This is a genomic window from Parachlamydia sp. AcF125 (assembly GCF_018342475.1).
Taxonomy (GTDB): domain Bacteria; phylum Chlamydiota; class Chlamydiia; order Chlamydiales; family Parachlamydiaceae; genus Parachlamydia.
The window spans coordinates 151257-176559 of record NZ_JAEMUD010000002.1 but is presented as its reverse complement, the minus strand read 5'-3'; the positions used below and the strand labels follow the sequence as shown (position 1 = coordinate 176559).

Annotated in this window: 9 protein-coding genes; all 9 read right to left on the bottom strand. The window is 41.4% G+C overall.

Going from position 1 to position 25303, the window contains the following annotated elements; genetic code table 11:
* Positions 1-17: 17 nt before the first annotated feature.
* Positions 18-2276 carry a hypothetical protein gene (locus PARA125_RS04955; protein WP_213157627.1) on the bottom strand — a complete coding sequence of 753 codons (2259 nt, stop codon included), beginning with the start codon at positions 2274-2276 and terminating at the stop codon, positions 18-20.
* A 352-nt stretch (positions 2277-2628) separates the two neighbouring features.
* A complete protein-coding gene (locus PARA125_RS04950; RefSeq protein WP_213157626.1) occupies positions 2629-10143 on the bottom strand; it encodes a HEAT repeat domain-containing protein in 7515 nt (2504 codons plus the stop codon).
* Positions 10144-10304: 161 nt separating this feature from the next.
* The gene (locus PARA125_RS04945) at positions 10305-12560 is read right to left on the bottom strand and encodes a hypothetical protein (protein ID WP_213157625.1); all 2256 of its coding nucleotides are present in this window, start codon (positions 12558-12560) and stop codon (positions 10305-10307) included.
* Positions 12561-13186: 626 nt separating this feature from the next.
* Complete coding sequence (locus tag PARA125_RS04940; protein ID WP_213157624.1) at positions 13187-19159, bottom strand: HEAT repeat domain-containing protein; 5973 nt, start codon at positions 19157-19159, stop codon at positions 13187-13189.
* A 21-nt stretch (positions 19160-19180) separates the two neighbouring features.
* The gene (locus tag PARA125_RS10075) at positions 19181-19474 is read right to left on the bottom strand and encodes a transposase (protein WP_502920595.1); all 294 of its coding nucleotides are present in this window, start codon (positions 19472-19474) and stop codon (positions 19181-19183) included.
* A gap of 684 nt (positions 19475-20158) precedes the next feature.
* Positions 20159-21997: an ankyrin repeat domain-containing protein gene (locus PARA125_RS04935; protein WP_213157623.1), complete on the bottom strand. Its 1839-nt coding sequence runs from the start codon at positions 21995-21997 to the stop codon at positions 20159-20161.
* Entirely contained in the window at positions 21958-22755 is a 798-nt protein-coding gene (locus PARA125_RS04930; RefSeq protein WP_213157622.1) for a hypothetical protein, read from the bottom strand. The genes PARA125_RS04935 and PARA125_RS04930 overlap by 40 nt, the downstream gene beginning before the upstream one ends.
* A 1446-nt stretch (positions 22756-24201) precedes the next feature.
* On the bottom strand, positions 24202-24417 hold the full coding sequence (locus PARA125_RS04925) for a nucleotidyl transferase AbiEii/AbiGii toxin family protein (protein ID WP_213157621.1): 216 nt from the start codon (positions 24415-24417) through the stop codon (positions 24202-24204).
* Positions 24418-24872: 455 nt separating this feature from the next.
* Entirely contained in the window at positions 24873-25115 is a 243-nt protein-coding gene (locus PARA125_RS04920; RefSeq protein WP_213157620.1) for a type IV toxin-antitoxin system AbiEi family antitoxin domain-containing protein, read from the bottom strand.
* Positions 25116-25303 lie beyond the last annotated feature (188 nt).

Below are 25303 nucleotides of genomic sequence, written 5' to 3'. Positions count from 1 at the left end.
TAGCTCCGAGGGGCTACTTACTTTGGGCTATTTTTACGTAGGTCTGCTGCTATTCCTCGAACTGTTTCTCCAGAATAGCCCCCGCCAACTAGAGAAAAAGTGTCACCTTTCTGAACCGCATCCCTTGCCCATGCTTGTTGCGCCCCCATCACCATGCCTATTGCGCGTTCATCTAGCTGGCGGCCTATATCTACAGCAATACCTCTAGTCGTTGGCCCCAGGGGCGGGAGAGAGTGGAGGGGCGCTGTAGAAGAAATAACAGATGTCGAGCCTTCTATTTCTTCTTTCACAGCTTGAGTTAGCAAAGGGATGCGTGGATTACCTCCCCACAGGTACCCCTTTTGCTCTAGCCTAGAAGCGTACACTAAACCGATTAGTTTAGCGCTAAGCGATAAGTAGAGTTTTTTTTCATTTTCAAAATCGAGCTTTTGTTGCCCTGCACTTTGGATTAACTCCAGCGTTTTTTTAGGCTTCTCGGCATCTGAAATGTGAGGGTTGAACTTGATGTGCTGAATGATTTTTACTTGGCTGTTTAAAAGAGCTAGTTCTTCTTGTCCCAAAGTAGGATAAGCATTCCCTCTTACCTCTTCAGATTTAAGGTAGGTAAATTTAGGCAAGCCCTTTCCTATTCTACCTTGGGCTAAATATTGGATGATTACATCATTAAGCGCCGCATCGCGCCCATTAAAAACGAGGTTAAAAAGCCGCTGCCCATACTTGGCGGTATAGTAGGCCACCTCTTCCGGCGACTTATTTTTGTGGAGGAATTCTTTAGTATGCAGCAGCTTAAAGCCTACTTGCTGAAGAGCTGAGCCCAGGAGAATTTGTTGGGAAAGGGAAAAATCTTTCACCCCACTTTGTCCCTTCACCACATGGTACACAGCCGAACGGCAGACATAAGCCTCGTTGGCAAATGTGCTGGCTAGGATTTGATGGCGGTGGTAGTCAACTTGCAGCTGAGCTGTTCTTATGAGGTTTTCGTGCAGCGCCTCTTGCAACTGCCTGTATTTTTTTTCTGCTAAAGCGTATTCCCTCTGCTTTTTTTCGATAAGCTCTTGGGTGTCTTCATCATCGCTCTCCCCACCTAATCTTTCTAACACGGCCTTTACTTTATGGAGTTTGGCCTTTTCTTCCCCTAATTGATCAATTAAAGGTTTTTTCTCTTTTCTTAAATTTAGGATTTTTTCGTGGCAAGTGGCACATTTTTCTAAATACTCTACATACAACCTATTGAGAGCCGCAATAGAAATATCTTGCTCGCGCACTGGTAGAGGATCTAATCGCCTTAGCTCTTGTGTTTTCTTTTCAAGAACGACCTGGTGGCGATTATGGAAGCTTTCAACCTCTTGAAAAATAGTGTCACAATCTTGTTGACAGGGTAAGATGTGAGCCTCTAGGCTATCTTCAGATAACTCTGAGGGGAGTGTTTCGCTTAGCTCCTTTAGTATTTCACTTAGCACTTGCTTTACTAGCTCCTTAAATACTTGCCATTCCTCCTCTTCCAAGCTTTGGCGCAGAGAAAATAAACTGGCCGCTATTTCTTGCACGTGCTTTGCATGTTTATACTCTTTAAATTTTTGCGTAAATTCTTCGTCCGAAAAAAGCCTTGCTCCTTGAATGGAGGGATTATTTTCTTCGTTGTTGAGAAATTTTGGATAGTTTTCTTGATCATTTGCTAAAGTATCTAGATAGGCATTTGAATCTCGATGAGAAGAAGAAGTCATTTTAAATAATTCTTCCGAGATGCTATAAAAACCCTCAATCACCGCATTAGTGATCCGCCCTTCAAAATCAGGCCCTTTCACCTTAATTCTCTCTGCTACGCAATCAAAAAAAGAGCTTTTTCCTTTAAAGAGGGTATGAATAGAAGTGTCAATATCAGAGGTTAATTTGCGACTTCCAGGAGCTTTAATCGCAATCAAACATTTCTCGGAGCTTTCCAAGCCTGTAGGTAAACGAGCTGTCTTCTGCGTGACGATAAATTGGTACCATACTGACGTAAAGGTATACCCACCCTCAGCTGTTTTTGCGATGCTACCTGCTATTTCGGCGGCTAAATTAAAATAATTGGCGGGAAATATTCGCAAGATCGCTTCTCGGTAGCTGGCATAGTCGACGACATCGCGATCCCTTATACAGGCTTGCATCTGCTGGGTAGCCTGCAGTGGCGGCTCTCCCGGCTGGATATCCATCACATATTTTCTTTTAAGGGTTTCCCAATCGCTATCTCCTAGCTTCTCAAAGCGTTGTACTTCAGGAAAATCTTGCATAGACATAATGGCCTCCTTCGCAAAAGTTAATTCAATCTTATTTTATGAAAAGAAATAGCCCTTATTTTTATTCCGCTATTAAGGCTTTTCGATGGCGAAGGGGATCAGGAAGCTTAGAAGTATGAAAAGCAGTGTCTGGTTCATTTTCTTAGTTGTTTATAAAACACAAATGTTTAGTTTTTTTATTTTTTAAGCAAGTTTTTTTAGCTATTTTATTAACATTCGGGGTATTTTCCCCAGAAATTTAAAACAGCAGTTAATTTATAAAAATTTAACAAAATTTTAACGCCAGTTCTCTAGTTATGTTAAGCCAACTTTTTTTTCATTTTTTTTAGTGTCCAGTTCGATCCATAGATCCTCAAGAACTCCCAATTTGGCTTAGGTTATCTAACCGTTTCCGCCACTCAGCAAGCTCCTCAGGTAGCTTTTCTCTTATTTCCTCATAGCTGAGCATTAATTCATCCTCGCTGACATAAGTGGTTCTTTGGTCAGAAATTTGAAGCTGCTGGCCTTTAACTGAAAAGCTGTCTTCAGCAAAAAAACAAATCTTAGCGATTAAAGGAAATGCTTCGATGCCCATTTTTAATAAAATATTCTTATTGACTCCTTTTAGGGGATGGGCATATTCAGAATTAAAATAGCTCTCCTTGCGGTCTTCTTGTAGGAGTTGAATGAAAACATCTAATGCTTCCTTAGCAGGCTCGCCTCCTAGTTCTACCACGGTTCCTAGGATATCGCGATCGCCCTCCTTGAGAGCTTGGATAAGAGAATCACTTATCATTTCCTTAGGGAGATTATCCAGACGCTTACCACCCAGGCGCTCCAACACTCGTAGAGCATTGGCAGGGAAATTATCCGGAAGCTTACCACCGTGGTGCGTCAACACTCGTAGAGCCTCGGCAGTATAAATTTTGGCTTCAGAATCGCCCTCTCTAAAGGCTTGAAGAAAAGCATCTATCACTTCCTTAGCAATCTCGCCTCCGTCACATGCCACTGCAACTAGTGCTTTGACAGCATCCCTTTTGGCAAAAGGATCGCCCGCTTGGAAGGCTAGGAGGAGGAGAGCATCGACAGCATCCTTTTTGGCAATAGGATCGCTCGCTTGGAGGGCCTGGATAAGGAGATCATCGAGAGCATCCATTTTGGCAAAAAGATCGCTCGCCTGGAGGACCTGGATGACGAGGGCATTTAACGTTTCCCCAGCTAACTTGCCTTCATGTTCTGCCATAGCTTCTAGGACCTCGGCAGCGCACCTTTTGGCATCAAAATCGCCCTCCTTGAGAACTTGGATGAGAGCATTTAATGCTTCCTCAGCTAACTCACCTTCCTGACCTACCGCTCTTATTAGAAAAGCGGTAGCATGATATTTGGCATCAGGATCGCCCTCCTCCTTGCAAATTCGGATGAGAGCATTTAACGCTCCCCCTGCTAACTCGCCTTCTTTTCCCGCCGCTGTTCCTAGATACTTAATCACACGCCTTTTGGCAGCAGAATCACACTTCTTGAAGTTTTGGATGAAAGCGTCTAACGTTTCCTCAGCTAGCTCGCCTTCATGTTCTGCCTCTACTTTTAGGACCTCGGCAGCACACCTTTTGGCATCAGAATCACCCTCCTTGGGAATTTGGATGAGAGCATTTAATGCTTCCTCCACTAGCTCAGCTCTTTTTAACTCACCTCCTTGAACTGCCACCATTATTAGGAAAACTGAAGCTTTGCTTTTGGCATCAGAATCGCCATTCTTGAGAATTTGGATGAGAGCATTTAATGCTTCCTCAACTAACTCACCTCCTTGTTCTGCCACAGTTATTAGGGTATAGGCAACACTCATTTTGGTATCAGAATCGCCATCCTTGAGAATTTGGATGAGAGCATTTAATGCTTCCTCAACTAACTCACCTCCTTGTTCTGCCACAGTTATTAGGGCATAGGCAGCACTCCTTTTGGCATTAGAATCGCCCTCATTGAGAATTTGGATGAGAGCATTTAATGCTTCCTCAGCTAACTCACCTCCTTGTTTTGCCACATCCTCTAGGACATAGGCAGCATGCATTTGGGCATCAGAATCACCTTCCTTGAGAATTTGGATGAGAGTAGCTAAAGCTTTTTTAGCAAACTCGCCTTCATGTTTTAACACGCCTTCTAGGACATCAGCAGCATGCATTTGGGCATCAGAATCACCTTCCTTGAGAATTTGAATAAGAGCATTTAATGCTTCCCCAGCTAACTCGTCTTCTTGTCGTGCCACTGTTTCTAGATGCTTAATCACACACCTTTTGACAGCAGAACCACACTTTTGGATGGGAGCATTTAATGCTTCCTCATCTAACTCGCCTTCTTGTCGTGTCGCCATTCTCGCTGTTCCTAGACGCTTAATCACAAACCTTTTGGCAACAGAATCGCTCTTCTTGAAGACTTGGATAAGAATATCTAACGTTTCCTCAGCTAGCTCGCCTTCATGTTCTGCCTCGGCTTCTAGGACCTCGGCAGCACACCTTTTGGCATCAGAATCGCCCTCCTTGAGGATTTGGATGAGAGCATTTAATGCTTCCTCAGCTAACCCGCCCCCCATCATTACCATGCCTAGTAGGGCATCGGCAGCACACCTTTTGGCATCAGAATCGCCCTCCTTGAGAATTTGGATGGGAGCATTTAATGCTTCCTCAGCTAACCCGCCCCCCATCATTACCATGCCTAGTAGGGCATCGGCAGCGCACCTTTTGGCATCAGAATCGCCCTCCTTGAGAATTTGAATAAGAACATTTAATGCTTCCCCAGCTAACTCGTCTTCTTGTCGTGCCACTGTTCCTAGATGCTTAATCACACACCTTTTGACAGCAAAACCACCCTTTTGGATGAGAGCATTTAATGCTTCCTCATCTAACTCGCCTTCTTGTCGTGTCGCCATTCTCGCTGTTCCTAGACGCTTAATCACAAACCTTTTGGCAACAGAATCGCTCTTCTTGAAGACTTGGATAAGAATATCTAACGTTTCCTCAGCTAGCTCGCCTTCATGTTCTGCCTCGGCTTCTAGGACCTCGGCAGCACACCTTTTGGCCTCAGAATCGCCCTCCTTGAGAATTTGGATGAGAGCATTTAATGCTTCCTCAGCTAACCCGCCCCCCATCATTACCATGCCTAGTAGGGCATCGGCAGCACACCTTTTGGCATCAAAATCAACCTCCTTGAGGATTTGAATAAGAGCATTTAATGCTTCCCCAGCTAACTCGCCTTCATGTTCTGCCATGGCTTCTAGGACCTCGGCAGCGCACCTTTTGGCATCAGAATCGCCCTCCTTGAGAATTTGGATGAGAGCATTTAATACTTCCTCAGCTAACCCGCTCCCCATCATTACCATGCCTAGTAGAACCTCGGCAGCACACCTTTTGGCATCAGAATCGCCCTCCTTGAAAATTTGGATGAGAGCATTTAACGCTTCCTCAGCACCCTCATCTCCATCTACTAACACTCCTAATAAGGCATCGACAGCATGCCATTTGTCATCAGAATCGTCTCCCTTGAGAACTTGGATGAGAGCATTTAACGCTTCCTTAGTACACTCACCTCCATTTTTTACCACAATTCTTAGGGCATCGACAGCATGCCATTTGCCATCAGAATCGCCCTCCTTGAAAATTTGGATGAGAGCATTTAACGCTTCCCCAGTAAACTCACCTCCATTTTTTACCACAATTCTTAGAGCATCGGCAGCATGCCATTTGCCATCAGAATCGACCTCCTTGAGAACTTGGATGAGAGCATTTAACGCTTCCCCAGTAAACTCACCTCCATTTTTTACCACAATTCTTAGAGCATCGGCAGCATACCATTTGGCATCAGAATCGCCCTCCTTGAGAACTTGGATGAGAGCATTTAATGCTTCCTCAGCACACTCACCTCCATTTTTTGCCACAATTCTTAGGAGGGCATAGGCAGCACACATTTTGGCATCAGAATTTTCCTCCTTCTTGAGAATTTGGATAAGAGCAGCTAAAGCTTCTTTAGCAAACTCGCCTTCTTGTTTTGCTACTGTTTCTAGATGCCTAATCACATAACTTTTGACACCAAAATCACCTTTATTGAAGGCTTTGATGAGAGCAGTTAGCACTTCCCTCGTAAACTTGCCTCCTTGTTGTATTCCTATTAGGGTAGTGATAGCATTTATTTTGATAGCATGATTGCCTTCCTTAAGGATTTGGATAAGAGCGGCGAGAGCTTCTTTAGCAAACTCGCCTCCTTGTCTAACCACATCTCCCAGCGCAGAGGCAGCACAAATTTCCGGATAAAAATCGCTCTCCTTATAAGGCTCCCCCTCCTTATAAGGCTCCCCCTCCTTAGAGGATTGAGAGGCTTGAATGAGAGCAACTAGCATTTCTTTAGAAAAATTACCTCCTTGCTGTGCTACGGCCCCTAGGGCCATGGCAGCCTCCATTTTGACAATAGAATCGCTATCAGGGTTCTTAAGAATTTTCACAATGGATTCTACTATTTCTGGGGCTAACCTTTGGCCTGTTCTTATGATTTCGGATAAGTTACTTAGCATATTTTCCCTGTTATATGGATCGGATAAAAATTTTCCGATCGTGCGCCTTATTTTAGGATGATTAAAGAGATTTTTATTCCTAAGCAATCTCCCATAATCTAAACGTAACAAGGAGAGATGGATAATGTAGTCTTTCGCAAGCTTAATGAAGCCTTTATACTGCTTCACTATAGTAGGATTTTGACACTCTTCAAAGCACTCTGCAATCAAATTGAGCTCACTTCTAACAGCAAAGTCTTGAGGCCCAGCAAAAAGGTCATCAAAAAAGGACTGCAGCGCGTCCGCATCCGCATAGCGTCGATTGCTTGAAGTAGCGAGGGAAAGACAGCCTGCGATCATACGAAAAACTAGGCCATAGCGGGGTTCAAATTTATAGGCTCGCACAAAATTTTGGCATGCTTCTCTTTCTCCTTGGAGATACTGATTGGCAACTTTTGAAGCGGTTAGAAATTCTTGAAAAGTTAAGTGAATAAAATACCCTTTTTCTTCAGCTTCAGGGATGCGCACAAGCCCACAATCTGTAAGATCATCAGATGTGATTGTACCGCCTCTAAAATTATCGATCTCTTCTTTTTTCAAATAAAGGGTGTCGCTTCTCATGGCAAAATAAGCCATTTCTTCAAAAACGGTAGCAATGTTGATAACTTCTGGATTATTGTGGCGAAGATCTTTCTCTGAAAGAATACTCTTCTTGGTTTGTTTGGAAAGTCCTTGGTCAATCCTTCTCAACATAAACCATTTATACATCCAATTAACTATCCGTTCATAAATAGAGGTCATGGTAATGGTTGGAGTAGAATTAAAAAATTCTGGATCTTCATTAAATAGGCAGCACAGCAGGGTTAAGTTAATGGGAATGTGAGCAAGGCTTGAAACGTTAGAAGAGCTCTCTAATAGACGGTAAAGGTTTGCTTTTTTCTCCTCTGCTTGAACTTGTGTGAAAAATTTATCGATATAGCAATCGACCCCTTTTTTATCAAAGCCTAGAAGCTCTAGCTCACAAGAGCGGTCAAAAGAACAGCTGCCAGGTCTGGAGGTGATCAAAATGTGAGGAAATAGCTCTTTTAGCTCCTGAAAGGCTTCCGCGAGACTCGTGTTTGCTTGGGCATCTGAGGGGAGTTCATCATAACCATCCAGCACAAGCAAGGTTTTTTCTCGGAAAGCGGGATCGTTTATACAAGCTTTAATCACTCCTAAATCTATTTTTCCTGCATATTCTTTTGCAATCAGACGAGCTGGGGTACATTTTTTATTAGCGGGATATTTCCTTAAGGTAAGATTTCTTAAGGGAATCCAAAAGAGACAAGCAAAGAGGCCTTCCCAGAGATCCCGTTTTGCCCAGCGATAAGCGATGTAATGGCAAAGAGTGCTCTTACCAATTCCAGCGGCACCTTGGAGGTAAATCCTTTTACGCTCTTTTCCCATAAGGCTTTTGTGTTCAAAAAGCTTTTCAATTTCAATATTCTTCTTAGGCTCGAAGATGGTTTCATGCGTGGGGACCCGATCATCTTGTAAGTAATTAGAAAGCTTATCCAGGGTTTGGTCTCTTGCTTTCCTTTCTTTATTCTTAATAATGCCTAACCGCACGTAAATCTCTTCTAAAGGCACTTTAAATTCCCACTCTTGGCTTGCTTTAATCCTAAAAACCGAAAGAGTGTCTTGAGAAAGGTAAAGGTTTTGAAGCGAATTGACGAGACGTTGTGGATTTAAGGCTGCCTGAACTAAAGCCTCTTTAATGGCTTCATTTCCGCTCTTCAAAGCAAGCTCTAATGCCGTTTTTTTCTCCTTATTTAAGTTATTTGGGTTAGCCCCTTTTTCCACCAAAGCTGCAATGATTTGGCAGTAATGATCTTTGGCTTTAGGGGAAGCTACCCCTCCCGCCATGACAGCTAGATGCAAAGGGGTATTTCCATTTTTATCTTGTTGATCAAGCTGGATTTGATTTGGCGGCTGGTATAATAAGCATTGAACGCTCTTTTCATTTCCTGTCATTGCCGCTAAATGTAAAGGTAAACGCTCGTCGCTATTTTTAGCTTCCACAAAAGCAGGATCGTACCCCATCAAAATGCGGACAATATCGGCGCAATCTGTGGGAGAGCGACATGCGTAGTGTAAGGCATTATTCTGAAAGCTATCGATTATTTTTAAATCTGCTTTTAACTCAATCAGAAGAGAAAGTAGCTCGCTACAGCCTGCATAACAAATTTGGTGGATCAAAAAATCGGGGCGGCTTTTGAATTTTTGATTAGGGTCCATCCTCTTTTCTCTAAGTAACCAATAAATCAGTTCAATATAGGCCGCGTGCTTCTCTTGAAAAATCCCTTTAGGATGAGCATCTGTTTGTGGAAAAGCTCCCTCGGCGGCAATTTCTAAAAACGAGCCTTCCTGCTCTTGCAGTTGTGGCAGCCTATTAGCAGCTAGTTTTTTTGCGACATTGGGTAAGCCATGCTTAAGAGCATTCATAAAGCATATTTTAAGTGAGGGATTATCGAGCTGAAAAAAAGCAGGTTCTTTTTTGCTTAATAAAAGGCAAGCGCATTGATCTTGCATCTTAAAATCTAGGCTATCTTGCTCAAGCAAAACTTCCAAAGGGGTGTGGTGGAGTACATCTGGCAATTCAGTATGCGCCCCGCAGTTAATAAGTTTAAGCAAAATGGCAAAATGCCCCTTGTCAGCTGCTAAATGAAGAGCCGTGTACTTATTATCTGCTTGTGGTAGGTTTAGAATTTCTGGAATGTCTTTATGTTTAAGCAAAAGGTCGACGATTTCCTCTTGTCCATATTCAACAGCCACATGCAGCACGGTCTTAGCATATTGGCCATCCCCGACTTTTTTGATATCTGCTCCCTGTTCCAGCAAAAATTGCGCAATTGAGATAGAACCCATCCTGATAGCTACATACAAAGGTGTCTCTTTGATCGCCTCTCCTGCTAAATCATTGAGCTGAGATTTTATGCTTGTCCTTTCAGAGAAAAGATAGCCAAAAATGCTGAGATTTTCCTGGACCGCAAAATAATGCAGTAAGTTTTCTCCCCCTTTTAAGCTTTTCTCTAGTGTATCTAAGTATTGATCGAGTATTTGTCGATCAAACTTATATTCCTGTATGTTAAGCGTACCATACAACTCATAAGCTGTAGCTAAATAAAAGATGCCATGCAGCAAAGTTTCCCCTTTGGCTTCTTTTAAAAATTTTTGCCCCTGCACAATTAAATCTTTTAGGCAGCTGGAGCACTTGAGTTGCAGCAAATCCTTTAAGCGTTTGTTAAGCTCCCCTGCTGTCAACCTAGCGGGAAGCGCTGCTTCATGGTATTGAATGACAGGATTAGATTGCATAAACAGGCTGGCTTTTTCCTCTACGCGGATTTGGCTACCCCTAACCTGGACTTTAATAGGCCCCGGCTTGGTTTGAAAAGCGGGATAAAGCGCCCTGTAATCTTTAAGAGTGTGCTCATCGCAATTAGGCCCATCAAAAAAATGTTTTTCTGATGGGCGCTTTACTTTGGGCTTTTTTTAAACATTCCTTCCACTAACTTGTTAAACCCTTCTTCAGAAGGGCCTGCCACAACAGCGGATTGAGAACGAGGGCCCTGTGTCATGTGACTGACCGCAGCTTCTCCTTGTGGAAAAGCCGCCACTAAGTTTTTAGCATCTTCGCCTAGCTGATGATGTTCATCTCTAGCAATTTCTCTCCTCCTACTAGATTCTGAAGAGTTGGGATTTTGAAGAGGCTGTGGGTTGGAAATAGCAGGGGTGGAAATTTCTTCCTCTTTCTTCTCTTCTGTTTTATATGGCGAAGGGACCAGCGGGTTTTTACCCCATAAGTACTTTTTACTCTTTAATCTAGAAGCGCATACCAGGCCGATTAATTTAGCGCTAATCGATAGGTAAAGTTTTTTTTCCTTTTCAAAGTAACGCTTTTTTTCTTCTTCAGTAGCAAAAGGGCATAATGTTTGGATGAGTTCAAGCGTTTTTCGAGGCTTTTCCACCTCTAAAATCGCCTCGTTTAGCTTTATTTGATTAATGATCTTTGCTTGGCTATTTAGCAGGGCTAACTCTTTTCGGGTAAACGTGCTATAGGCATTGCGCCTTACCTGCTTAGATTTAAGATAGGTAAATTTAGGGAAATCCTCCCCTGTTCTCCCTTTCACTAAAGATTTGAGGATATCTTCCTCAAGTTCCGCATGGCGGCTGCTAAAGACTAAGCTAAAAAGTCTTTCTCCATACTTGGCAGTATAATAAGCGATCTCCTCGGGAGGATATTTTTTAGGAGTTAATTCTTTAATATGTAGGAGCTTAAATCCCACTTGCTGCAAAGCTGAACCTAGGAGAGTTTGTTGCGAGATAGACAAGCTTTTACCGCTTTGCTCATTCACCACATGGTATATAGCTGAACGGCCCACATAGGCTTCATAGGCAAATGTGCTGGCTAAGATTTGAGAAAATTGATAACTTACTTGCAGCAGAGCTGTGTCTAGAATATTCTGCCGCAGGGAAGCTTTTAACTCTTGGCACCTTTTTTCTAATAAAGCGCAGTTGGTTTGAAATTCTTTAACAAGCTCTACGATACGCCGATGCGAACTCTTTTTATCTAATTTTTCTAATGCATTTAACTCCTCATCTAAGGCTTGCTTTTTTGCCTCTAGCTCATTTTTTAAAGGCCCTTTTGCGCTTTTTAAAGTGAGGATTTTTTCATAACACTCTGCGCACTTTTCTAAATACTCCACATAGAGTCTATTCCGAGCCGCAATAGGGATGTCTTGCCCGCATACCGGTAGAGAGTCTAATTGCTCTAACTCTTGAATTTTAGCAGTTAGCCTTGTTAAATGGTGAGCATGTAATTTTTCTACCTCTTGAAAAATGGTGTCGTAATCGCACTGACAGCTGGCGATGTGGGCTTCTCTTTCCTGTTTTGGCAATTCCGATCGGAGGATTTTGCTTAGCTTTTTCTTGACCAGCTCTTTAAAGGCTTGCCACTCCTCTATTCCCAAACTGCGGCGCAGAGAAAATAAACTGGCAGCCATTTCTTGCACGTGCTTTTTATATTTAAACTCTTTAAATATTTGGGTAAATTCCTCTTCCGAAAAAAGCCTTTCTCCTTGAATGGAGGGGTTATGTTCTTCCCCTTGTAGAAATTTTGGATAGTTTTCTTGATCATTTGCGAGCGCATCTAGGTAGGCATTGGAATCGCGATGAGAAGCAGAAGTCCTCTTAAAGAGCTCTTCGGAAATGGTATAAAAGCCCTCAATCACCGCGTGGGTGATCCGCCCTTTAAAATCGGGCCCTTTCGCTTTAATGCTTTCGGCTGCCCGCTCAAAAAAATAGCTTTCTCCTTCAAACACAGTAAAAATAGAAGTGTCAATGTCGGAGTTTAATTTGCGGCTTCCAGGAGCTTTAATCATCACGATACATTTTTGCGACTTTTTTGGACCTGTAGGCAGCTGAGCTGTTTTCTGAGTAACTATAAATTGGTACCAGGTGGCCGTAAAGGTATACCCCCCGTCCCCTGTTTTTGCGATGTCACCTGCTATTTCGGCAGCTAAATTAAAATAAGCAGAGGGAAATATCCTTAAGATCGCTTCTCGGTAGCTGGCATAGTCGACTATATCGCGATCCTCTATATGTTTTTGCATCTGCTGGGCAGCCTGCAGCTGTGACCCTTCCGGGCGTATAGACATGACATATTTTCTTTTAAGTGTTTCCCAATCGGTATTTTCTAACCGTTGGATTGCAGAATAATCTTGTGGAAACATACCTCCCCCTAAAATTGGATTCCATCTTATTTTATGGTAAGAAATAGGCCTTATTTTAATTCCGCTATGAGGCTTTTCGATGGCGAAGGAGAGGAGGATGAAGATTAGAAGTTGGAAGAGCTGTTTGTCTAATGCACTCTCATTTCCTTATATAAACTATAATAACTCACTTTTTACTTTTAAATAAGTTTTTTATTTAGTTTATTAACATTCAAAACATTTCCGAAAAAAATTATTTTTTAATTAATCCACAAAAACTTCAACAAAAAAAATCGCCAACTAATTAATAAATTATTTTTACATAAAAATACTCATAGTAGTCTAAAAAGAATAAAAGGAACCAACATGCTGTTCCTTCTAATCCGCAAAGGAAGCTTAGAACCTGCAAAATAAGCTTTCTGTTAAAGGTCAAATTGAAGATTAGATTCTTATATCCTTGTAGCCACAATAAGTTTTTTTATATGGGAAACCAAACCGCAAAAAATAGGATTTACCTATCTATGAGTAGAATCCTGCTCGTCATTTGTTAAATAGATATAGAGGCTTTTAAGGCGCTTACTTAAGGATTAAAAGGCCTTGTCTTCCTGCCTGTGCTCTAAAAATAATGGCAGCAATCCCTTTTGGCATCAGATTCGATCTGTAGGTTCTTGGGAACTCCCAATTTGGCTGAGGCTATCTAGTCGTCTCCGCCATTCGGCAAGCTCCTTAGGTAGTTTTTCCCTTATTTCCTTATAGCTGAGCGTTAACTTATCCTTGCAGAAATAAGTTGCTCTTTTATCAGAAATTTGAAGCTGCTGGCCTTTAATTGAAAAGCCATAATCAATAAAAAAACAAACTTCAGTGATTAAAGCAAATGCCTGGCTACTCATTTTTAATAACGCATTTTTATCAAATTTTTTCAGGACGGTGGCGGCATAAAACCTAGTTAGCTCAACATCTTCTTTGAGGGCTTGGAGGAGGGCGGCTAGCACTTCTCTCGGAAGTTCGCCTCTTTGTTTTGCTATTTTTTTTAGAGCACTAGCTGCATACCTTCTAGTTTTTCCATCGCCTTCTTTAAAGACTTGGATGAGAGCTTCTAACGCTTCTTTAGAAAACTCGCCTCCTTGTTTTGCCCTTGCTTTTATGACATTAGCAACATAAACTTTAGTCATACTATCGCCTTCTTTGAGGGCTTGGATGAGAGAGGCCAGCGCTTCTTTAGAAAACTCACCTCCTTGTTTTGCTATTATTCTTAGGGCATTAGCAACAGAAAATGTAGTCTCTATATCGCCTTCTTTGAGAACTTGGATGAGAGCGGCTAGTGCTTCTTTCGGAAGCTCTCCTCCTTGCTCTGCTATTGCTCCTAAGGTATCAGCAACAGAACGTTTAATCTCTCTATCTCCTTCATTGAAAGCTTGGATGAGAGCGACCAGCACTTCTTTCGGAAGCTCTCCTCCTTGTCCTGTTGTTGCTCCTAAGGCAGTAGCAGCAGAATACTTAGTCTCTCCATCGCCCTCTTGAAGAGCCTGGATGAGAGCGGCTAGTGCTTCTTTAGAAAACTCACCTCCTTGTCTTGTTATTGCTCCTAGGACATTAGCAGCAGAATACTCAGTCTCTCTATCGCCTTCTTTGAGAGCTTGGATGAGAGCGGCCAGCGCTTCTTTAGAAAACTCACCTCCCTGCCTTGCTATTGCTCCTAAGGCATCAGCAGCAGAGCACTTAGTCTCTCTATCACCTTCTTTAAGGGCTTGGATGAGAATGGCTAATGCTTCTTTCGGAAGCTCACTTCCTTGCTCTACTATTGCTCCTAAGGTATTAATAGCAGAATACTCAGTCTCTCTATCGCCTTCTTTGAAAACTTGGATGAGGACGGCTAGCACTTCTTTCGGAAGCTCTCCTCCTTGTTTTGCTATTTCTTTTATGGCATTAACAATATAAACTTTAGTCAGACTATCACCTTCTTTAAGGGCTTGGATAAGAGAATTTAGCCCCTCTTTTGGAAGTTTGCCTACTTGTTTTACTATTTCTTTTATGGCACTAACAACATAAACTTTAGCCAGGCTATCGCCTTCTTTGAGGGCTTGGATGAAAGTGGCCAGCACCTCTTTAGAAAACTCACCTCCTTGCTTCACTATTGCTCCTAGGGCATCAGCAGCAGAATACCTAGTCTCTCTATCGCCTTCTTGAAGAGCTTGGATGAGAGTGGCCAGCGCCTCTTTCGGAAGTTCACCTCCTTGCTTCACTATTGTTCCCAGGGCATCAGCAGCATAACCCTTAGTCATACTATTGCCTTCTTTGAGAGTTTGGACGAGAGCGGCCAGCGCTTCTTTAGAAAGCTCACCTCCTTGTCTTGCTATTGCTCCTAAGGTATCAGCAGCAGAATCTTTAGTCTTACTATCGCCCTCTTTGAAAGCTTGGATGAGAGCGTCTAGCGCTTCTTTCGGAAGTTCGCCTCCTTGGTCTGCTATTGCTTCTATGGCATTAGCAGTACAAACTTTAGTCTTACTATCGCCTTCTTTAAGAGCTTGGATGAGAGCGCCTAGCGTTTCTTTCGGAAGTTCACCTCCTTGGTCTGCTATTGTCCTTAGAACCCTAGCAGCAGAATGTTTAGTCTTACTATCGCCTTCTTTAAGAGCTTGGATGAGGGCGTCTAGCGCTTCTTTCGGAAGTTCACCTCTTTGTTCCGCTATTTCTGTTAGGACATCAACAGCAGAATCTTTAGTCTTACTATCGCCCTTTTTGAAAGCTTGGATGAGAGCCTCTAACGCTTCTTTCGGAAGTTCACCTCCCTGTTTTGCTATTTCTCCTAAGGTACTAGCCGCATAACTTTTAATCCTACTATCGCCTTCTTCGAAAGTTTGGATGAGAAAGGCTAGCACTTTTTCAGAAAGCTTACCTCTTTGTCTTGCTATTTCTCCTAGGGTACTAGCAGCAGAATATTTAATCCTACTATCGCCTTCTTTGAAAGTTTGGATGAGAAAGGCTAGCACTTTTTCAGAAAGCTTACCTTCTTGTTTTGCTATTGCTTCTAAAGCCCTAGTAGCAGGAACGCTAACAATAGAAAAGGTTTCTCCGAAAGCTTGAATTAGAGCAGCTAATGCTTCTTGTGGAAGCTCACCTCCTTGCCTTGCTATTTTTTCTAAAATAAAGGCAGCATACCTTCTAGCATCAGGATATGTTTTAGAATTCTTAAGTTCCTCCACGATTAATCCTACTATTTCTAAAGTTAAGTTTAGTCCTGTGTTCGAGATGCTTAGTAAGATTCTTAGCGTATTTTCCTTTGTCTTGGGATCGGATAACAGTTCTCTGATAGTATGTAAGATTTCGGGATGATTAAGAAAATTTCTATTCCTGAGCAATCTTCCGAAGTCTAAATTTAGCAAGCAGAGATACTTAATATAGTCTTTTACAAGCTTAATAAAGTCCGCGTACTGGTTCACTAAGGTAGGATCTCGACACTCTTCAAAGCACTCTGCAATCAAATAGAGTTCACTTCTGGCAGCTAGGTCGTGAGGCTCAGCAAAAAGGTCATCAAAAAAGGACTGGAGGGCATCCGAATCCGAATAACCCCCATCGCTTGATGTAGCGAGAGAAAGATAGCCAGCAATCATACGCAAAACTAGGCCATAGCGAGGTTCAAACTTATACTGCCGTACAAAATTTTGGCATGCTTGCCTTTCTCCTTTAAGATATTGATTGGCAACTTTCGAAGCGGTTAGAAATTCTTGGAAGGTTAAGTGAATAAAATACCCTTTCTCTTCAGCTGCAGGGATACGCATAAGCCCGCAATCTGTAAGCTCGTCAGAGGTGATACCAGCACCACTAACTTCATCAATCTTTTCCCTGCTTAAATAAAGAGTATCTTTTTCCATGGCAAAAAAAGCCAGGTCTTCAAAAGCAGTGGCAATTTTGGCCACTTCTGAATTATGACGCAGGTTTTTCTTTTCAAGAATTTTCTCTTTGGTTTGTTTATATTGATTCAGGCCAATCTTTCGTAAGAGAAACCATTTATACATCCAGTTGACTATCTGCTCATAAATGGCAGTCATCGTAATGGAATGATTAGAATCAAAAAATCCTGGGTCTTCGTTAAAGAGGCAACAAAGCAGAGCTAAGTTAATAGGAGTATGCGCTAGACTCAAAACCTGCGGAGAAGTGTTTAATAGATGATAGAGTTTTACTTTTTTCTCTTCTGCTTGAACTTCTTTAAAAAACCTATCGATATAACGGCCAATCCCTTCTTTATCAAACCCTAAAAGCTCTAGATCACAAGAGCGGTTAAAAGAGCAGCCTCCAGGCCTTGAGGTGATTAAAATATGGGGAAATAACTTTTTTAACTCCTTGAAGGCTTTAGCAAGACTGATGTTTCGTTGGGCATCTGCACTAAGCTCATCATAACCATCTAAAATAAGCAGGGTTTTTTCTTGAAGAGCAGAATTGTGTATGCAAGCTTCGATCACCCTAGGATCGATTTGGCCAGCATATTCTCTAGCAATCAGATCAGCAGGAGTATACTCTTTATCAGCGGGATATTTCTCTTTAGTAAAATTTCTTAAAGGAATACAAAAGACGTAAGAAAAAATCTCCTGCCAAAGATCTCCTTTGGCCCAGCGATAAGCGATATAATGGCATAAGGTGCTTTTGCCACTTCCTGCAGCTCCTTGGAGGTAAATTCTTTTAGGGCCTCTTTTTGCAAGGCTTTCGTGTTCGAAAAGCTTTTCAAGTTCAATATTTTGCTTAGGCTCGAAGATAGTTTCATAAGTCTGGATACGACCATCTTGTAGGTAATCAGAATGTTTACCAAGTGCCTGGTCGCGTGCTTCTCTTTCTTCACGCTCAATCATGCCTAAACGCACATAAATTTCTTCCAAAGACACTTCCAATTCCCACTCTTGCTCTGCCTTGATTCTAAAAATGGAAATTTTTTTTCGAGAAAGGTAAAAGCTTTGAAGAGTGCTAGCCAGAATTTGTGGGCTTAGTTTTGCCTGAACTAAAGCCTGTGTGATAGCTGCATTTTCAAAAGCAAGTGCTAAAGCCGTTTTATTCTCTTGATTTAAGGCATTTAGGTCAGCCCCTTTTTTCACTAAGGCTTCGATGATTTTGCAATAGGGGTCTTTGCCTTTAATAGAAGATTCACTCCACCCCAGAATCGCTAAATGTAAAGGAGTATTTCCCTTTTTGTCTTGCTGATCCAGCTGGAGTTGACCTGTAGTTTGGTTTAACAAGCATGCAAAACTCTTCTCGTTGCCTGTAAATGCAGCTAAGTGTAAAGGGGTCTGGCCATCTTCATTTTTAGCTTCCATAAGAGTTGGTTCATATTGTAGCAAAAGCTTAACGATATCGACGCAATCCTTTTGTGACTGACAAGCGTGATGCAGAGCATTATTGTGCAAGCTGTCGAGCTTTTTTACATCTGCTCCATACTCAAGTAAAAGCTGCACAATAGATGTAAATCTACCCTTAACAGCTACATGCAAAGGAGTTTCTTTGGCCAAGTTCTCGGCTGAGACTGTGAGGTAAGTTTTTATATTTGGCCTTTTTACAAAAAGATAAATAAAAATACTCCTATTTTCATGAGCCGCAAAGTAATGTAGTAAGCTTTCTCCTTCTTTTAAGCTATTTTCTAATTTATCCAGGTACTCATCCAGCAATGGCCAATCAAACTTATATTCTTGCATGTTCAAATTGCGATATAATTCATAAGCCGTGGCTAGATAAAAAACGCCTTGTAGAGAAATCTCTTCTTTTATTTCTTTTAAAAGTCTGCGCCCTTGCGCAATTAGATTTTTTATACAGCCAGATATACAGCCAGGGCATTTTAGTCGCAGCACATCCTTTAGCTTTTCGTGAAGTTTTGCTTCTGACAACCTAGAGGGGCGCGCCCCATGATAGTGAACAGCCAAACTAGAGTGTATATTCTGGTGAGAATGTGCCCCTTCTAGCTGATTACCTTTAACAATAGCCAGAGGCCCGATAGGATCAAGCTTGGTGGGCAAATGGGGGAAAAGGTCTATAAATGACTCTATAAGGCTATGTTCACAGCTGCCAGACTCCCCAGAAGGCCATTGTTCCAATGAACTACTTACTTGGGGTTGTTCCTCATGCATCCCTGTTGCTAATTGTCGAGCTGTTTCTTCATCATAACCAGCCATAAGGGTGGCTTGAGAATAGTCGTGCTGAACCGCCTTGCTTACTCTAGCTCCTTTTTTACCCATCACCAAGCTTTTTGCATATTTACCGAGTTGACGGCCTTTATCGCTAGCAAACCCTTCACTGCTAGGTTGAGGAGGGCTATATTTTTGAGAAGATTGGCGAGCAGAAGGAGCAACTGGCTGGGTAGCGGCAAGCACAGTACCCTTATAGTTGTATTTCCTCTTAGCCAAGTCATAAATTCCTATAATAATATTTCCTATCACAGGAATTAGCAGCACAATACAGCGGGAAAAGCTTTTTTGCTGCAAGTAGGTGTAATAATGGCTGTTTGAAATACTTGCTTTTTGCTTCGATGGAAACACCACATACTTTTGGAATAAATCAATCGAGTTAGTGATGGTACTCAAGCCTGGGATATAGTCAGATATTTGGTCTGCTTTTAATAAAAAGCTAGCATTTATGCGCATCTCAATTATACCCAAGTGAATTCAAAAATTGGAAACAAGGACTCCAAGTGGCCTAAATTTATCCTCAATACGTTTACTAAAGCACAGGCCAAGTGCAACCCCTAGAGTAAAACCCGATAATAGGCTAAAAAAACCAAAAATTGCAGCTCTGAACCCCTTAAATCCGGGACAAAAGAGATTGTAGATGCTCGCTCCTTCATTTATTTTCCAAACCCTCTCAATGGAATTTAAACGAGGACTATAAGGAGGCAAAAAGTAAAGCCCTATTTTAGCATTATCGCAAAACACGTAGACTTTCTTCTTCTCGAGATAAATTTCTTCAATTTTTCGAAAAAACTAATCGCTGCATTTGCACTCAAAATCTTATCAGCTTGGATTATCAGGTTATGAGAAATCACGTCCCCAGCTCTTGATAAAATTCAGCTTCAATCGGCCACTATTTGCACACCTCTCTTTGCAAATTCCTTTTTTAACCCAAGCATGTGATGGCTGTTCTCTATGTGTGGGATGCATACCACCCACACAACCCAAACTTTACCATAAAAGAGTATAGTTTCGATTCCATCTACGATGCGTTTATCCCGCTTTTTTTGCCGAGCACGTTGCTATAGTCGTTCTCCTATTAAAAATCTACACTAACAATTTGAACGTAATCAAAATTTTTTGGAAGAAAAAATTTGATTCAAAAACGGTATGTTTTTGCATTCTTAAAATAACCCAAGTTTTTTGAGAACATTTCGTTAAGCTAAGGCTGTCTAGTCGTTTTCTCTATATAATTGCTTTTTTATTATTTGTTCGTAGTTTGCCTTGAGCTTAATGCCTATCAAGTGCTTGATCGTGTGTTATTCTTTCTTGAGTTTCCATGATTGCTAAGCGTACATGAATCGCCTCTAAACGCAATTTAAATGCCCCCTCTTGCTTTGCTTTAATCCTAAAAAGCGAAAGAGTTTTTTAAGAAAGGGAAATATTTCAAAGAGAGGTAATAAGGTGGTAAGGATATTAGGTTGCCTGTAATAAAGCTTTTATAATAGTTTCATTTCCGTTTTTATAAGCAAGCTCTATGGCCATTTTTTTCTCTTGATTTAAGATACCTAGGCTAGCCCCTTTTTTCACTAAAGCTTCGACGGTTTTGCAGTAGGGATCTTTCTTTTTATTAGAAAATATTCCCTCCCCCATTACGGCTAAATGTAAAGCGGTATTCCCCTCTCTATCTGATTGATCTAGCTTATTTTGATCTGTAATTTGGTCTAGCAGACACTCAACAATCTTTACATTTCCTGTAAGTGCCGCTAAGTGTAAAGGTGTCCGCCCTTCGTTATTTTTAGCTTCCATAAGAGTAGGATCGTATCCCAGCAAAATGCAGACAGTATCGACACAATCCGTTGGAGAGCAACAAGCACGGTGCAGCGCATTATTCTGATAATGATCAAGTTTTTTCATATCGACTTCTAAATCGATGAGCAGGGAAAGCAATTCACTACAACCCGCATAGCAAACTTGATGAATCAAAAAATCGGTACGCTGTGTGAATTTCTGATCGGGATCTATTTTCTTTTCTTTAAGTAGCCAACGGATAATGGAAATATAAGCAACACGCTTCTCTTGAGGAATCTCTATAGGCTGCGGAGATAGTGTGCGCGTTCTTTGAAAAACCCCCTCCGCAGCGATTTCTAAAAACGAGGGCTCTTGCTCTCTTAACTGAGGCAACCCATTTACAGCCAGTTTTTGCGCAGCCTGTAACAAACCCTGCTCGAGAGCATTTGTAAAACATCGTTTGAGTGAGGAATTGTCTAGCTGGAAAAAAGCAGGGCTTTTTTTGCTTAATAAAAGACAAGCACATTCATCTTGCCTCTCAAAATCTAGGCTTTCATGTTCAAGTAAAATTTCTAAAGGAGTACGAGAAAGCACATCTTGCTTTTCAGTATCAGAACCATAATTAATCAGTTTAAGCAAGATGGAAAAATATCCCTTGGCAGCTGCTAAATGCAGAGCTGTATACCCATTGTCCCCTTGTGGGACGTTTAAAATGTCTTGAATGTCTTTATGCGCAAGCAAAAGGTCGACAATCTCTTCTTGCCCATTCTCTACAGCTATATGTAGCACGGTCCTAGCATATTTGCCATACCGACCTTTTTTAATATCTGCCCCTTGCTCAAGCAAAAAACGTGCAATTGCTGCGGAGCCACTTTTGATAGCCATATGTAAAGGGGTTTCTTTGATCAAGATCCCTGTCAGGGTGTCGAGGTGTGATTTTATATTTGGCCTTTCAGCGAAGAGATAGATAAAAATACTTCTATTTCCCTGCAGTGCAAAATGATGGAGTAAGTTTAGTCCATCTTTTAACCTTTCTTCCACGCTGTCCAAGAATTGATCGAGAGCTTGCCGATCAAATTTATAGTCTTGTATGTTAAGATTGCGATATAATTCATAAGCAGTGGCTAGATAAAAGACGCCATGTAAAGAAGCCTCCCCCTTTTCTTCTTTTAAAAGTTTGTGCCCTTGTGCCATTAAATCTTTTATGCATCGCGGACAATTCAAGCTTAACAAGTCGTTTAGCCGCTTGCTAAGCTCTATTTCTGGCAGTCTAGAGGATGGCGCTGCATGGTAGTGAACAACGGCAATCGCTTGCACATTCAGCTGGGCATTTTGCCCTATTAACTGGGGGTTTTCAACATTAGCCTGGGGATTGGCAAGCCCAGGCTTAGTTGGCAAGTCGGGATAAAGAGCGATAAATGGCTCTATCAAACTATGTTCACAGCACTTAGGCCCATCAGGAGGCCATTGTTCCGATGGGCTGCTTACTTTGGGCTTTTTCCCATTGCCCCTGCTAATAAGCACTGAGCTGTTTCTTCATAACCTGCCATAACGAAGGCTAGAGTAGAGTCTTCTTGAACCGCATCGCGTGTCCTGGCTTCTATTTTCCCCATTACTATGCTTTTTGAATTCCCGCTTTGATGGCGACCTATATCTATAGCGACCCCTTCAGTATTAGGCCCGGGAGGGCTGTAATTATGAGAGGAGTTGGGAACAGAAGCAGGGGTTGGCTGAGCGGCCATAGGCGTGGCCCCCTTATGGTTATCTTCGCTCTTCGCAAACTCATAACCTGCCATAACGAAGGCCTCAGAAAAATCTTTCTGATTCGCATTACATGTCTTGACTTTGCTTTTCCCCATTACTATGCTTTTTGAACTCCCGCTTTGCTGGCGGCCTATATCTATAGCAACCCCTTCAGCATTAGGTTTAGAGTGGCTGCAATTAGGAGGGGTGCAATTTTGAGGGGCGTTTGGAACAGAAGGAGAGGCAGGCTGAACGGCCGTAGGCGTGGCTTCCTTATGGCTATCTTGACTCTTAGCAAAATCATAGATTCCTACCATAATATTTCCTATCACAGGGATTAGTAGGACAAGACAGCGAGAAAAGCTTTTCTGCTGTAAATAACTATAATAATGGCTTTCTGAAATAGCTGCTTTTTGCTTCAGCGAAAACACAACACTTTTTTGGAATAAAGCAACCAAGTTAGTTACGGTACTTATCACTGGGACGTAGTCAGATATTTGGTCAGCTTTTAATAAAAAGCTAGTATTATTTGTCAGCATGGTAATTGTCTCATTTGGTTGTAATTGTTAAAGAAATAATATATTCGTAAGGTAGGTTAAATGTCAATGGTAAAAAAAAGATTTAATTACAACTTACGCGTTGTAATTTTTTTAACAATCTTTTTTCTCTCAGGAATACAGCAAGCCGCCCTTAAACGTTTTGCCTGCAGAGATAATTTCTAGAAAGCTTTTTTTTTGAAAAATTTAAAGCTATTTTTTGCAAATAACTTTGATTCTGAGCCATTTTTAACTTTAATGGTTTGTCTATCCTCATGAAAACTATGGTCGAGTTCTGAGGTAAGTTATTTTTTACCCAAGAATCAATCCTAGCGACTCTTGGAAATTTTTTAACCTGCGCTTTAAAGCTCATGACAAAATGTGATTGCTCGGCTCCTTTCTTGCCTTTGTAGAACTTTTTCTCACTTACATACCTCGCAGCTTTTAATTTAGGCCATTCTTTTGTATTTGCTATAGTGTGCAACATTCAAGAGCTAGTACATGCGTGGCTCGCTACATCTATGTTCTTTTTCTAATATTGCAAAACTACTAGACTTATGCTCTTTAAACGCGTTCTTCAAAGTATCCATGAACAAGGCTTCTATTTTCCCTTTTAACTCGTTCCCCTTATCCTTAGACGGGAGCACATAATCTCTCTTTCATCAATCAAAGCAGTTGTCTTCTGGGGGAGAGCGAATTGCATCTGCTCCGTAGGCCACCTGGTGGGGATTTGCGCGAATGATCACCTCATCATTGGAAAGGATCGATATGTCCCCTTACGCGAAGAAGGCTTTGATCTTTCCTGTTCGCTTAATTGAGGCTCTTTCCTTTTTTTTACCTTGCTTTATGCCTACCCTATTTAGTATGTCCAAAAGCAAAGCAAAAATCTTGCACACATCCTACAAGGTTTGAAAGAAAAGAGGTTTCGAAAGAGGACTAAAGATGACGCCAGTTAACGATAATGAATTTAGTTCAAATACGAGCTAAAATAGGGTTCACCCGGTTATGGATATGAACATGTTTTACCATTTGACAAATACTTGAAGGGGTTTGAAACCTACTGCTGAAAGCCGACCTACCTTCATCTTTAAAATAGCTTTTAAATATATGTTTTTTTATTTACTTGTCTGCGGCGCGCTGTCAAATGTGGGGAATTTTAGGATAAGAAGAGCGAAACCTCAATGAAAATTTGAATTGCAATTAAAAATTTCAACATAGAGGGACTCTCATGAAAAAGAATCTCATTTTTGAGAATAAAAATTCATCGCATCAATTTAAAGATAATTTAAGTTAATTTATCGCAAAAATAAAAAAGTAATGCAGTCGAATATTCAACTGCATCGACGAGATCCCAAAGCCAACATCCATAGCAATTTTAAATCTGGTTTTCCCTAAATAGGCCAACATCGAGACTTCAGCCCCTGGATATCCCATATGCGGATGGGTAAGTTAACTTATCTTAATCCCTTGAAAGGCAAATCCATCTTTAAGCTCAATGTTTGCAATTTCCTCAAAAATATCTTTTAATCCAGCAACTTCGTTACTCAGCCTTCGTGCGAGAAAATCTAAATCGTGTGTTTCTCTTCCAATTTCGATATATTTGGAGAGAAGGATAGCGCCTTTCAGGACAAAATGCTGACGGCATTTCGAATTAGCCAAACGCACTAAAAAGCGCTCAAGCGTCAGATTTTGCCAAAGATCTGCGGGATCGCAATTTTTTCTTTTGCGATAGCTCGCAGTTTTGCTTTAAAAGATTTTTCTAAACCTGATGTCAAGTTGTGCACGATAAAATGTACGGGTTTATGTTAAGGCGCAAGGCTTTTGCATAGGTGCCTAATTTCTTAGGATCTGGTTTGTATTTAGTGCACTGAAAATATCTTTGAATGGCTTTGATTGCGATTTCCTTGATAAGATAGCGAAACGCATCCACCACGCAACGTTCCCTATCAAAAATGTGGAATTATATTCACCAAGCGCAATTTTGATTTTACCTAACTTAACATTGCGCATTCTGATGATTCTTGTGTTAGGTCTTTTAAGGGGATAGGACTCGTGCGGTACAGCAATCCAAACCTCTCGCATAATTTGATCGGTCAAATCATAGTAACAGAGCGCAGAAATTAAACAAATAACCCCTCGGGAATACTGACTGCCACCAATGCCAAGTTTTCCCACTGGAACTCAACTTCGGTTTCGTATTGAGAGAAGCGATAAGCTCCTGGATAAATCCTTTCTAAGGTGCCTCTTTTTACTAAATAAGCCAGAGCATGTCTAGGGACACCCTGTTTTTCTGCCTCCGATGAGGTAAAAAGAGGGACATTGACAAACGGCTCTAATTTTTTTAAGCGCTTTAATTGCCTCATTTCATAATTCTACGAAACCTTCCCAATCAAGCTAAGTGGATAGCTTTCGAAGAATTCATGCAGAAAAAGCCCAATTAGTATATTTTAGCGTTTGAAGACTATTATCTGGCTGCTTGCTGCAAAAATTTTTAAGCTCCTTTGCGCGAGATATCCTTGAGAAGATTATTTTGGGCATGGGGTAAGAGGAT